Below are 13164 nucleotides of genomic sequence, written 5' to 3' on the forward strand. Positions count from 1 at the left end.
TCAGGGAGCCCTGAAATCCGCCGTGGTGAAGGAGAGGGCGGGCCGCGCCGCGAGCCCTGACGGGGTGCCGGGCCAGACCGTCACCCGGTCGTGGGTGCGGCCGCGCCGGGTGAGGAGGACGAGGTCGGCGCGGTGGTCGCCGTCGAGGTCGGTGAGGGCGAGAACCGTGGAGTGCGGGCGCCCGGGGCCGGGGAGACGGGGCGCGGGCAGGCGGCGGACGGTGGCGGAGAGCCCGTGCGCGGTGCCGCGCAGCAGGGCGGGGCGGGTGCCGCCGACGACGAGGTCCGGGTGCCCGTCGTGGTCCGTGTCACCGGCGGCGAGGGTGGGGACGCCGCCCGTGCCGGTGCGGATCGTTCCGGGGCGGCCGCCGACGGAGAGCAGGCCGCCGGTATCGGCGGTGACGGAGGTCACGCCCCGGCCGGCCCCGGTGAAGCTGCCGAAGACGGTCGCGTAGCCGGGCGGGGAGGCGGCCGGGCCGGCGCGCAGCGGGCCCCGGGGGCCGCCGAGGGCGAGCCGGGCGCGGGCGCGGCGGCCGGGGGCGTCGGAGCGGACGAGGAGGTCGTCGGCGCCGTCGTGGTCGACGTCGGAGGACGGGGCGAGAGGGCCGGGGGCGGCGAGGGCGGTGCCGGGGACGGCGAGGGGCGCGCCGGCCGCCGCGGGGGCGCCGGCGCGGGTGAACGGGCCCCGCAGGTAGCTGATGCGGGGGCCGGAGGCGGTGACGGCCAGGTCGGCCGCGCCGTCGCCGTCGAAGTCGCCGCAGACCGGCTGGTCGGGCCACTCGTTGCCGAACCGCGCGCGGTCGGGGATGCGCAGCCGCACGGCGCGGGCGGTGCCCAGGCCCTGCGGCGAGCCGAAGAGGAGCTGGACGGGGACCGGCGGGCGGCCCACGCCGTCGTAGGGCGGGTCGGTGGTGACGACGAGGTCGCTGAAGCCGTCCCGGTCGAGGTCGCAGACGGCCTCGGCGTCGAAGGCGGCGGGGACGGCCCGGCCGGTGGGGGTGGCGTTGCGGGCCGGGGTGAGCAACTCCCGGGCGGCCGGGGCGAGTCCGTGCGCGGAGCCGTAGACGATGCCGATGCCCGGGTCGTCGTCGCGGCCGCCGGCGGGGGCGAGCAGGCGGTCGAGGACGAGGTCGGGGTGGCCGTCGCCGTTGAAGTCGCCGGCCGTCCTGCTGCCGTAGCCGGCCGGGACCGGGCGGGCGGCGGGCAGCGAGGAGGCGCGGTGGCGGGCGGCGTGGCGCGCGTCGCCGGAGTCGTCGCTCGGGCCGCAGGAGGTGAGGAGCAGGACGAGCCCCAGGCCCGCCGCCGTGACGATCCGTCGTCCCATACCGTCCCCGCCCCGCCCGTCTCGCTGTTGTCGTGGTGTCGTGCTGTTCCCGTGCGCGGCCCCGATGTTCGCCGGTGGCCCGCGGCGCCGCAATGCCCGCCCGCCCGGTACGCCGACGGCCGGCCCCCGAACAGGGACCGGCCGTCGGCCGACGCGGGTGTCCGCGCCGTTACTTCACCGGCTCCGGCTCCGGCGCGTCCTCGGGCTCCTCGTCGCCCGCCGGGTCGACCGGCGTCCTGACGGAGTCCAGCAGCAGCTGGGCCACGTCGACGACCTGGACGGACTCCTTCGCCTTGCCGTCGTTCTTCTTGCCGTTGACCGAGTCGGTCAGCATCACCAGGCAGAACGGGCAGGCCGTCGAGACAATGTCGGGGTTGAGCGACAGGGCCTCGTCGACGCGCTCGTTGTTGATGCGCTTGCCGATGCGCTCTTCCATCCACATCCGGGCGCCGCCGGCGCCGCAGCAGAAGCCGCGCTCCTTGTGGCGGTGCATCTCCTCGTTCCGCAGGCCCGGCACCTTGGCGATGATCTCGCGCGGCGGGGTGTAGACCTTGTTGTGGCGGCCCAGGTAGCAGGGGTCGTGGTAGGTGATCAGACCCTCGACCGGGGTGACGGGGGTGAGCTTGCCCTCGTCGACGAGGTGCTGGAGCAGCTGGGTGTGGTGGATGACCTCGTACTCGCCGCCCAGCTGGGGGTACTCGTTCGCGATGGTGTTGAAGCAGTGCGGGCAGGTCGCGACGATCTTCTTCGACGACTTCGGCTTCTTGGTCGACTCGTCTTCGTCGTCCTCACCGAAGGCGGCGTTGAGCGTCGCGACGTTCTCCGCGCCGAGCTGCTGGAAGAGGAACTCGTTGCCCAGGCGGCGCGGCGAGTCACCGGTGCACTTCTCGTCGCCGCCCATGATCGCGAACTTCACGCCGGCGATGTGCAGCAGCTCCGCGAAGGCCTTGGTGGTCTTCTTGGCGCGGTCCTCCAGGGCGCCGGCGCAGCCGACCCAGTAGAGGTACTCGACCTCGGTGAGGTCCTCGACGTCCTGGCCGACGACCGGGACCTCGAAGTCGACCTCCTTGGTCCAGGCCAGGCGCTGCTTCTTGGCCAGGCCCCAGGGGTTGCCCTTCTTCTCCAGGTTCTTGAGCATCGTGCCCGCCTCGCTGGGGAAGCTGGACTCGATCATGACCTGGTAGCGGCGCATGTCGACGATGTGGTCGATGTGCTCGATGTCGACCGGGCACTGCTCGACGCAGGCGCCGCAGGTGGTGCAGGACCACAGGACGTCCGGGTCGATGACGCCGTTCTCTTCGAGGGTGCCGATCAGCGGGCGCTCGGCCTCGGCCAGGGCGGACGCGGGGACGCCGGCGAGCTGCTCGGCGCTCGCCTTCTCGTTGCCCTCCTCGTCCTTGCCGCCGCCCGCGAGCAGGTACGGCGCCTTGGCGTGGGCGTGGTCGCGCAGCGACATGATCAGCAGCTTGGGCGACAGCGGCTTGCCGGTGTTCCAGGCGGGGCACTGCGACTGGCAGCGGCCGCACTCGGTGCAGGTGGAGAAGTCGAGCAGGCCCTTCCAGGAGAAGTGCTCGACCTGCGAGACGCCGAACTGGTCGTCCTCGCCCGGGTCCTCGAAGTCGATCGGCTTCCCGCCGGAGGTCATCGGCTGCAGGGCGCCCAGCGCCACGCCGCCGTCCGCCTCGCGCTTGAACCAGATGTTGGGGAAGGCCAGGAAGCGGTGCCAGGCCACACCCATGTCGGTCTTGAGGGAGACCGTGATCATCCAGATGAAGGACGTCGCGATCTTGAGACCGGCGAAGAAGTAGGTGAGGTTCTGGACCGTGCCCAGGCTCATGCCCTTGAACGCCACGACCAGCGGGTACGACACGAAGTACGCCGGCTCGTAGTGGTCGACGCCGTGCTGGGCGCCCTCCAGGGCGTGCAGCGTCACGATGCAGATGCCGACGATGAGGATGACGGTCTCGACGAAGTACGCCTGGCCGGTGTTGGAGCCGGCGAAGCGGGACTTGCGGCCCGCGTTGCCGGGGCGGCTCAGCTGGCGGACGACGATCAGGACGATGATGCCCAGGGTCGTCAGCGTGCCCATCGCCTCGACGTACATCTCCCACGGCAGCCAGTCGCCGAGGAACGGGATCAGCCAGTCGGCCTTGAAGAGCTGGCCGATGGCGTTGACGATCGTCAGCAGCAGGGTGAGGAAGCCCACCGCCACGAACCAGTGCGCGACGCCGACGACGCCCCAGCGGTTCATCCGGGTGTGGCCGACGAACTCCTTGGCCACCGTCACGGTCCGCTGGGCGGGGGCGTCGGTCCGGGTGCCGGCGGGCACCGGCTGGCCCAGTCGCATCTGGCGGTAGATCTGCAGGAGGGCGCGGCCGAACAGCGCCACGGCGACCGCGATGAGCACCAGCGACACGATGATCGCGGCGAGTTGCATGGGAGGCTCCTCGTACCTGCGAGAGCGGAAATTAGGAGAGGTCTACTAAGCGGTAACTTTTTGGGTCTGCCGCTGAGGTTACCCATTCTCCTCTGTGCCATGAAGCCGCCCGGCCGGTGATCTGCGTCGCCAAGGCAACCCTGCGTGCGGCCCGTACGCCGTTCGCCGCGCCGCCGGTGACGATAAGCGCCTGATAAAACTTGAGTGCCTCCGACTCAGGTCTGTTGACAGGTTTTCCTCCGTGCTGCACTCTTGAGCCTGTTCCACTCAAGTCAGCTGGAGGAATTGAAATGGCACGTGCGGTCGGCATCGACCTGGGCACGACGAACTCCGTCGTCAGTGTTCTCGAAGGCGGTGAGCCCACCGTCATCACCAACGCCGAGGGCGCCAGGACCACGCCGTCCGTTGTCGCCTTCGCCAAGAACGGCGAGGTGCTGGTCGGCGAGGTCGCCAAGCGTCAGGCGGTCACCAACGTCGACAGGACCATCCGGTCGGTCAAGCGCCACATGGGCACCGACTGGAAGATCGACATCGACGGCAAGGGCTTCAACCCGCAGCAGATGAGCGCCTTCATCCTGCAGAAGCTCAAGCGGGACGCCGAGGCGTACCTGGGCGAGAAGGTCGTCGACGCGGTCATCACCGTTCCGGCCTACTTCAACGACTCCGAGCGCCAGGCCACCAAGGAGGCCGGTGAGATCGCGGGCCTCAACGTCCTGCGCATCGTCAACGAGCCCACCGCGGCCGCCCTGGCCTACGGCCTGGAGAAGGACGACCAGACCATCCTGGTCTTCGACCTCGGTGGCGGCACCTTCGACGTCTCGCTGCTGGAGATCGGCGACGGCGTCGTCGAGGTGAAGGCCACCAACGGTGACAACCACCTCGGTGGTGACGACTGGGACCAGCGCGTCGTCGACTACCTGGTCAAGCAGTTCCAGAACGGCCACGGCGTCGACCTGTCCAAGGACAAGATGGCGCTCCAGCGCCTGCGCGAGGCCGCCGAGAAGGCGAAGATCGAGCTGTCGTCCTCCACCGAGACGACGATCAACCTTCCCTACATCACCGCCTCCGCCGAGGGCCCGCTGCACCTGGACGAGAAGCTCACGCGCTCGCAGTTCCAGCAGCTCACCTCGGACCTCCTGGACCGCTGCAAGACGCCGTTCCACAACGTGATCAAGGACGCGGGCATCAACCTGTCCGAGATCGACCACGTGGTCCTGGTCGGCGGCTCCACCCGTATGCCCGCCGTCGCCGAGCTCGTCAAGGAGCTGACCGGCGGCAAGGACGCCAACAAGGGCGTCAACCCGGACGAGGTCGTCGCCATCGGCGCCACCCTCCAGGCCGGTGTCCTCAAGGGCGAGGTCAAGGACGTCCTCCTGCTGGACGTCACCCCGCTGTCCCTCGGTATCGAGACCAAGGGCGGCATCATGACCAAGCTCATCGAGCGCAACACCACGATCCCGACCAAGCGGTCCGAGATCTTCACGACGGCCGAGGACAACCAGCCGTCCGTGCAGATCCAGGTCTACCAGGGCGAGCGCGAGATCGCGGCGTACAACAAGAAGCTCGGGATGTTCGAGCTGACCGGTCTGCCGCCGGCCCCCCGCGGGGTCCCGCAGATCGAGGTCTCCTTCGACATCGACGCCAACGGCATCATGCACGTGACCGCGAAGGACCTGGGCACGGGCAAGGAGCAGAAGATGACCGTCACCGGCGGCTCCTCGCTGCCGAAGGACGAGGTCGACCGGATGCGCCAGGAGGCCGAGCAGTACGCGGACGAGGACACCAAGCGCCGCGAGGCCGCCGAGACCCGCAACCAGGCCGAGCAGCTCGTCTACCAGACCGAGAAGTTCCTCAAGGACAACGAGGAGAAGGTCCCGGGCGAGGTCAAGACCGAGGTCGAGGAAGCCGTCACCGAGCTGAAGGAAAAGCTCAAGGGCGAGGACACCGCGGAGATCCGCACCGCCACCGAGAAGGTCGCGGCCGTCTCGCAGAAGCTGGGCCAGGCCATGTACGCCGACGCCCAGGGCGCGGCCGGTGCCGAGGGCGCCGCGGGTGCCGAGGGCGCCGGGCAGGCCCAGTCCGACGCCGCCGACGATGTCGTGGACGCCGAGATCGTCGACGACGAGAAGCCGAAGAAGGATGGTGCCGCGTGACGGAGGAGACCCCGGGCTTCGACGAGAAGCCCGACGTCCCTTCCGACGCCGCTCCCGAAGACGCGGCGCAGGCCGAGTCCGCCGACAAGGCGGGCTCGGCCCCGGCCGGGGACGTAACGGACGTAGCGCTCCAGGCGCAGCTGGACCAGGTGCGTACGGCGCTCAACGAGCGCACGGCGGACCTCCAGCGGCTCCAGGCGGAGTACCAGAACTACCGCCGTCGGGTGGAACGGGACCGGGTGACGGTCAAGGAGATCGCCGCGGCGAACCTCCTGTCCGAGCTGCTTCCCACCCTCGACGACGTCGGCCGTGCCCGTGAGCACGGCGAACTGGTCGGCGGCTTCAAGTCGGTGGCCGAATCGCTGGAGACCGTGGTCGCCAAGCTGGGTCTGCAGCAGTTCGGCAAGGAGGGCGAGCCCTTCGACCCGACGATCCACGAGGCGCTGATGCACTCGTACGCACCGGATGTCACCGAGACGACGTGCGTGGCGATCCTGCAGCCCGGGTATCGCATCGGTGAGCGAACGATCCGCCCCGCGCGGGTCGCCGTCGCCGAGCCGCAGCCGGGCGCGCAGAGCGCCAAGTCCGATGACGAGGTCAAGGGTGCCAAGGCTTCGGACGAGGAGAGCGGTGGCCCGGACGAGGGCTGACGTGAGGACAGACAGGGAATCCGCGCGGGAGGAGGGACGTCGGGGATGAGCACCAAGGACTTCGTCGAGAAGGACTACTACAAGGTCCTCGGCGTCCCGAAGGACGCCACCGAAGCGGAGATCAAGAAGGCGTACCGCAAGCTCGCCCGCGAGTTCCACCCGGACGCCAACAAGGGCGACGCCAAGGCCGAGGAGCGCTTCAAGGAGATCTCCGAGGCCAACGACGTCCTGGGCGACAGCAAGCGCCGCAAGGAGTACGACGAGGCGCGGGCGCTGTTCGGCAACGGCGGCTACCGGCCGGGCCCGGCCGGAGGCGGCGGCTCCTTCAACTTCGACCTGGGCGACCTCTTCGGGGGTGCCCAGGGACAGGGCGGGGGCGGCGGCTTCGGCGGCGGGCTCGGGGACGTCTTCGGCGGCCTGTTCAACCGCGGCGGCGCCGGGACACGCACCCACGCGCGCCGTGGCCAGGACATCGAGTCCGAGGTGACGCTCAGCTTCACCGAGGCGGTGGACGGGGCCACGGTCCCGCTGCGGATGTCCAGCCAGGCGCCGTGCAAGGCGTGTTCGGGCACCGGCGACAAGAACGGCACGCCGCGGGTCTGCCCGACCTGTGTCGGCACCGGCCAGGTCAGCCGGGGCGCGGGCGGCGGCTTCTCGCTCACCGACCCGTGCGCCGACTGCAAGGGCCGGGGCCTGATCGCCCAGGACCCCTGCGACGTCTGCAAGGGCAGCGGCCGGGCGACCAGCGCCCGCACGATGCAGGTCCGCATCCCCGCGGGCGTCTCCAACGGGCAGCGCATCCGGCTGCGCGGCAAGGGCGCTCCGGGCGAGCAGGGCGGCCCGGCGGGCGATCTGTACGTCGTCGTGCATGTCGACGCCCACCCGGTCTTCGGCCGCAAGGGCGACAACCTCACCGTCACGGTGCCGGTCACCTTCCCGGAGGCCGCTCTGGGCGGTGAGATCAAGGTGCCGACGCTGGGCGGCCCGCCGGTCACGCTGAAGCTGCCGGCCGGCACCCCCAACGGACGCACCATGCGCGCCCGCGGCAAGGGCGCGACCCGTAAGGACGGGACCCGGGGGGATCTGCTGGTCACCATAGAGGTGCTGGTCCCCGGTGACCTCAGCGACAAGGCGAGGGAGTCGCTGGAGTCCTATCGCGAGGCGACCGCGGGCACGGACCCGCGGGCGGAGCTGTTCCAGGCCGCGAAGGGAGCTTGAGATGGACAGCCGGGGCGGGCAGCGTCGTAACCCCTATGAACTGACCGATGAGTCGCCGGTGTACGTCATCTCCGTCGCGGCTCAGCTCTCCGGCCTGCATCCGCAGACCCTTCGGCAGTACGACCGGCTGGGGCTGGTCTCGCCCGACCGTACGGCCGGGCGGGGCCGCCGCTATTCGGCCCGGGACATCGAACTGCTCCGTACGGTGCAGCAGTTGTCCCAGGACGAGGGCATCAACCTCGCCGGCATCAAGCGCATCATCGAGCTGGAGAACCAGGTCACGGCGCTGCAGCAGCGGCTCGTCGAGCTGCAGGGCGCCCTGGAGGGCGCGGCCAGCGCGATGCAGCAGCGGGAGGCGGCGGTGCACGCCTCCTACCGGCGCGACCTGGTGCCGTATCAGGATGTGCAGCAGAGCAGCGCGCTGGTGGTGTGGCGGCCCAAGCGGCCGGAGTGATCCGGTCCGCCGGGGCGCGGACCGCCGGTGTGTGAGGTGGCGAAGGGCCGGGGAAACCCGGCCCTCGTCGCGTTTCCGGGCGCCGCCCGCCGCCGTGCGCGCCCTTCGCCCGGGGCCGCCCCGCTCGGCTCAGCAGCCGTTGTAGCCCGCCGTCGGCATCGACAGCCGGCGGTGCACCTGCGACTTCATCGCCAGGGTGTAGACGGGCTCGTCGAGGTCGGCGGTCTCCAGGCGTACGCCGGCCTCGGCGCAGCGTGCGGTGAACTCGGCGGTGCCGTCGATGGCGTTCTCCAGCGCCCGGCGGTTGGGCGCCACGAACACGTCCACCAGGCCCGCCGCGACGTCGCGCCACAGGGCGCTGTGGTCGGCCCGCAGGTGGTGCAGGCTGAGCTGGCAGGTCAGGTGGTAGTCACGGGCTGCCGCCCACTGTTTGCACATGTCGTGCTGGCTGCGGTCATCGACCAGGAACGGATCCTCGTCCAGCTCGGACAGCGGCATCAGGCAGGCGATCGCCGTGACTCGGACCGAGTTCATCGTGCCCTCCGGGGCGTGGCGACTGTGGGGGCGACGATACCCCCGCGGGTGGCCCGTGGAGGAGGGGCTGTACCGGGCGGCGAAGCGTAACCGCAGGCGTGGCAGATCTTCCAGCCGTCCTGATTGACGGCCAGTTGGCCGCCGCAGCGCGGGCAGAGCTCGGCGTGCGGGCGTCGCCGGGTGGGGGACGGACGGCGCGGAGCGGTCGTCACGATGCGCACTGCCGACGCCATGCGGCCTCCAGCTGCCGTCTTTTGCCTGGGGCAGGCCCGATGCCGTCCGTCGTTGCACGGAGCTGTTCGGTTCCCGTCGCTCTTGAGTACCAGGTGGACGGCCCCCGGCGGAGCGGAAGGGTCCGTTTTCGGCCAGGCGGCCGGCGGCCGGGCGGGAGAGCCGGCGGTCCGGCGGGCGCGGGGAGGCGGCGGGCCGGCGGCCGGAGGAATGCGGTGGTCCGCGCTCAGGCCCGCCCCATCGCCTTGGTCACCGCGATCTCGATCATGACGCGGTCGGGGTTGGGCGTCGGGGTCCGGCCGTAGCGCTCGGCGTACCGGCGCACCGCGTCGGCCACCGACTCGCTGTCCGTACGCACCCGTGCGATGCCCTCCAGCGTCGCCCAGCGGCCCTTGTCGACCTGGCACACGGCGACGGTGGCGCCGTCCGCCCCCGCGGCGACGATGTTCTTGACCTTGGCGCTGTCCTTGCGGGTGATGATCCGCGCGATCCGCTGCCCGGCGTCGTAGGTGACGCCCACGGGGACGACGTGCGGCGTCCCGTCGGTCCGCAGCGTGGTGAGCGTCGGCATCAGGTACTCGCCCCAGAAGGCGAGGTACTCCGGGCTGAGGGCGCTGAGGTCATGAGCCATGGGAGCAAGGGTAGGCCGGGGCCCGGGGGTCAGAGGAAGTCGGTGGTCTCCAGCTCGAAGGAGAAGGGGGCGGGGAGGGGGAGGGGTTTGCCGGCAGGGGCGGTGTTGTGCCCCGCGTAGTCGTCCCCGGAAGGGTCGCTGAACAGCGTGATCTCGGCCCTGCCCCGGTCCACGAGCAGGCAGAGCGGGATGCCGGCTCGGGCGTAGCAGTGCCGTTTGGCGACGCGGTCGCGCTCCGGATTGCTCGATGTCACCTCGACGACCATGGCGACTCCGTCGCTGGGCATCCAGGGGGCCGCGCCGCGGAACAGGCTGATCTCACTGGGCGCGACGGTGGCATCGGGGATCACATGATTCTTGGGGCACCTGCCGCCGCGAGGCATCTCCAGCCCCTTGTAGCCGGAGACGTCCATGTCCACCGCGGACCTTCGCATGATCTGCGAGAGCACCCTGCTGAAGCAGTGCTCGTGAGTGCCGTCCGTGGGCCGTGTCACAACGATCTCCCCCTCGATCAGCTCGGCTCGGAAGCCCAGGGGCGTTTCCAAGGCGAGGAAGTAATCCAGGAGGGTTTCTTCGTCGGTGGGCATAGGCGCGTGTGCCATAGCCGTCAGGCTGCACCTCCTCGTGGTCGAAGGCCAGTGTCACCGGGTGGTGTGGGCCGCGACGGCGCGTTGGACGGGATTACCTCGCACGAGTGAGCGAGGGTGGGGTCGGGCGGGGCTCCCGGAACAACCTTGAGTGGAATAGACTCAACTTATCGCACGTTGGCATGAGCAGGGTGGGTGCCGTACGGGCGTGTGGACGGGCCCGGACCGGGCCCGCAGAGGCTGTTGAGGACGAGTCGAGGAGGATCGCGAGGACGTGGACGCCGAGCTGACCAACAAGAGCCGGGAGGCGCTGAGCGCCGCCAATGAGCGGGCGGTGACCGCCGGGCATGCGGACATGACGTCCGCGCATCTCCTGCTCGCGCTGCTGGCCGGGCAGGACAACGAGAACATCATGGACCTGCTGTCCGCCGTGGAGGCGGACGCCGCCGTGCTGCGCAACGGCGCCGAGCGGCAGCTCGCCGGGCTGCCCAGCGTGCAGGGCTCGACGGTCGCGCCGCCGCAGCCCGACCGCGACCTGCTCGCCGCCATCGCCGACGCCACCCAGCGCGCCAAGGAGCTCGGTGACGCCTACGTCTCCACCGAGCACCTCCTCATCGGGATCGCCGCCAAGGGAGGGCGCACCGGTGAGCTGCTGGCCGACCAGGGCGCGAGCGCCAAGAAGCTGCTGGCCGCCTTCGAGGCGAGCCGGGGCGGCCAGCGGGTGACCAACGCCGACCCGGAGGGCACGTACAAGGCGCTGGAGAAGTTCGGTACGGACTTCACGGCGGCCGCCCGCGAGGGCAAGCTCGACCCGGTCATCGGCCGGGACCACGAGATCCGGCGCGTGGTGCAGGTGCTCTCCCGCCGGACCAAGAACAACCCGGTGCTGATCGGCGAGCCGGGCGTCGGCAAGACCGCCGTCGTCGAGGGGCTGGCCCAGCGGATCGTCAAGGGCGACGTGCCCGAGTCGCTGCGGGACAAGCGGCTGGTCGCGCTCGACCTCGGGGCGATGGTCGCGGGCGCGAAGTACCGCGGCGAGTTCGAGGAGCGGCTGAAGACCGTCCTGGCGGAGATCAAGTCCAGCGAGGGCCAGATCATCACCTTCATCGACGAGCTGCACACGGTCGTCGGCGCGGGCGCCGGCGGCGACTCCTCGATGGACGCCGGCAACATGCTCAAGCCGATGCTGGCCCGCGGCGAGCTGCGGATGGTCGGCGCGACGACGCTGGACGAGTACCGCGAGCGGATCGAGAAGGACCCGGCGCTGGAGCGGCGCTTCCAGCAGGTGCTGGTCGCCGAGCCGACCGTGGAGGACACGGTCGCGATCCTGCGCGGGCTCAAGGGCCGCTACGAGGCCCACCACAAGGTGCAGATCGCGGACTCCGCCCTGGTCGCCGCCGCCTCCCTCTCCGACCGCTACATCACCTCCCGCTTCCTGCCCGACAAGGCCATCGACCTGGTCGACGAGGCCGCCTCCCGCCTCCGTATGGAGATCGACTCCTCGCCCGTGGAGATCGACGAGCTCCAGCGCGCCGTGGACCGCCTCAAGATGGAGGAGCTGGCGCTGCGCAACGAGACCGACGCCGGCTCGCTGCAGCGCCTGGAGAAGCTGCGCAAGGACCTCGCCGACAAGGAGGAGGAGCTGCGCGGCCTGACCGCCCGCTGGGAGAAGGAGAAGGAGAGCCTCAACCGGGTCGGCGCGCTCAAGGAGCGGCTCGACGAGCTGCGCGGCCAGGCCGAGCGGGCCCAGCGCGACGGCGACTTCGACACCGCGTCCAAGCTGCTCTACGGCGAGATCCCGGGCGTCGAGCAGGCGCTGGAGGAGGCGGCCGCCGCCGAGGCCGAGCAGGAGGCGTCCAAGGAATCCATGGTCAAGGAGGAGGTCGGCCCCGACGACATCGCCGATGTGGTCGGCGCCTGGACCGGCATCCCGGCCGGCCGGCTGCTGGAGGGCGAGACCCAGAAGCTCCTGCGCATGGAGGAGGAGCTCGGCAAGCGCCTGATCGGCCAGACCGAGGCCGTCCGCTCCGTCTCCGACGCCGTACGCCGCACCCGCGCCGGCATCGCCGACCCGGACCGGCCCACCGGCTCCTTCCTCTTCCTCGGCCCGACCGGTGTCGGCAAGACCGAGCTGGCCAAGGCGCTCGCGGACTTCCTCTTCGACGACGAGCGGGCGATGGTCCGGATCGACATGTCGGAGTACGGCGAGAAGCACAGCGTCGCGCGGCTGGTCGGCGCGCCGCCCGGCTACGTCGGCTACGAGGAGGGCGGCCAGCTCACCGAGGCGGTCCGCCGCCGCCCGTACTCCGTCGTCCTGCTGGACGAGGTCGAGAAGGCGCACCACGACGTCTTCGACATCCTGCTCCAGGTCCTCGACGACGGCCGGCTCACCGACGGCCAGGGCCGCACGGTCGACTTCCGCAACACCATCCTCATCCTGACCTCCAACCTCGGCTCCACCTTCCTGATGGACCCGCTGCTCAAGGAGGAGCAGAAGAAGGAGAAGGTGCTGGAGACGGTCCGGGCCGCCTTCCGGCCCGAATTCCTCAACCGGCTCGACGACGTGGTGGTCTTCCACCCGCTCGGCACCGACCAGCTCCAGCGGATCGCCGCGATCCAGCTCGATCACCTGCAGCGCCGCCTCGGCGACCGCCGTCTGACCCTGGACGTCACCGACCGCGCCCTGACCTGGCTCGCCTGGCTCGGTCAGGAGCCGGTGATCGACGCCCCGGCGCCGGACCTGTCCTACGGCGCCCGGCCGCTGCGCCGGCTGGTCCAGACGGCCATCGGCGACCCGCTCGCCCGCGCCATCCTGGCGGGCGACGTGCTGGACGGGGACACCGTGCGGGTGGACGTGGACGGCGACCAGCTGTCGGTGGAGCCGGCCGGACGGACCGCGGGCTGACCGGCCCCGCGATCCGGGCGTACGGCTGCGCCGCCCGCCCC

At 71.0% G+C, this 13164-nt stretch carries 10 protein-coding genes; 5 read left to right on the plus strand and 5 right to left on the minus strand.

All coding sequences use genetic code 11. The features are described from left to right. Positions 1-1323, minus strand: coding sequence for an FG-GAP repeat domain-containing protein (locus tag K7396_RS19060; protein ID WP_152104798.1), 1323 nt, complete (start codon positions 1321-1323; stop codon positions 1-3). 169 nt (positions 1324-1492) lie between these two features. Then, positions 1493-3760, minus strand: a complete 2268-nt coding sequence (locus K7396_RS19065) for a (Fe-S)-binding protein (protein ID WP_086720318.1) — start codon at positions 3758-3760, stop codon at positions 1493-1495. Between the two features lie 290 nt (positions 3761-4050). On the opposite strand from K7396_RS19065, the gene dnaK reads away from it, so the two are divergent. From dnaK to K7396_RS19085, 4 genes are read left to right on the plus strand one after another with little or no spacing between them, the layout of a single operon-like run. After that, positions 4051-5913 carry a molecular chaperone DnaK gene (dnaK, locus tag K7396_RS19070; protein WP_086720319.1) on the plus strand — a complete coding sequence of 621 codons (1863 nt, stop codon included), beginning with the start codon at positions 4051-4053 and terminating at the stop codon, positions 5911-5913. Then, a complete protein-coding gene (grpE, locus tag K7396_RS19075; protein WP_086720320.1) occupies positions 5910-6563 on the plus strand; it encodes a nucleotide exchange factor GrpE in 654 nt (217 codons plus the stop codon). The genes dnaK and grpE overlap by 4 nt, the downstream gene beginning before the upstream one ends. Positions 6564-6608: 45 nt before the next feature. Beyond that, positions 6609-7781, plus strand: coding sequence for a molecular chaperone DnaJ (dnaJ, locus tag K7396_RS19080; RefSeq protein WP_086720321.1), 1173 nt, complete (start codon positions 6609-6611; stop codon positions 7779-7781). Position 7782: 1 nt separating this feature from the next. Further along, the gene (locus K7396_RS19085) at positions 7783-8235 is read left to right on the plus strand and encodes a heat shock protein transcriptional repressor HspR (protein WP_086720322.1); all 453 of its coding nucleotides are present in this window, start codon (positions 7783-7785) and stop codon (positions 8233-8235) included. Positions 8236-8364: 129 nt separating this feature from the next. Here K7396_RS19085 and K7396_RS19090 read toward each other — a convergent pair whose 3' ends face one another. The 3 genes from K7396_RS19090 to K7396_RS19100 all read right to left on the minus strand — a co-directional run bounded on the left by K7396_RS19090 (position 8365) and on the right by K7396_RS19100 (position 10233). Beyond that, positions 8365-8769, minus strand: coding sequence for a hypothetical protein (locus tag K7396_RS19090; protein ID WP_086720323.1), 405 nt, complete (start codon positions 8767-8769; stop codon positions 8365-8367). A 457-nt stretch (positions 8770-9226) separates the two neighbouring features. Further along, on the minus strand, positions 9227-9631 hold the full coding sequence (locus K7396_RS19095) for a pyridoxamine 5'-phosphate oxidase family protein (RefSeq protein ID WP_086720325.1): 405 nt from the start codon (positions 9629-9631) through the stop codon (positions 9227-9229). A 29-nt stretch (positions 9632-9660) separates the two neighbouring features. Next, positions 9661-10233: a Uma2 family endonuclease gene (locus tag K7396_RS19100; protein ID WP_152104799.1), complete on the minus strand. Its 573-nt coding sequence runs from the start codon at positions 10231-10233 to the stop codon at positions 9661-9663. Positions 10234-10492: 259 nt separating this feature from the next. Between K7396_RS19100 and clpB the strand changes: the two genes are divergently transcribed. Next, positions 10493-13123, plus strand: a complete 2631-nt coding sequence (clpB, locus tag K7396_RS19105) for an ATP-dependent chaperone ClpB (protein WP_086718881.1) — start codon at positions 10493-10495, stop codon at positions 13121-13123. Positions 13124-13164: the final 41 nt, after the last annotated feature.

It is taken from the genome of Streptomyces angustmyceticus (assembly GCF_019933235.1).
In the GTDB taxonomy this organism is placed as follows: Bacteria; Actinomycetota; Actinomycetes; order Streptomycetales; family Streptomycetaceae; genus Streptomyces; species Streptomyces angustmyceticus.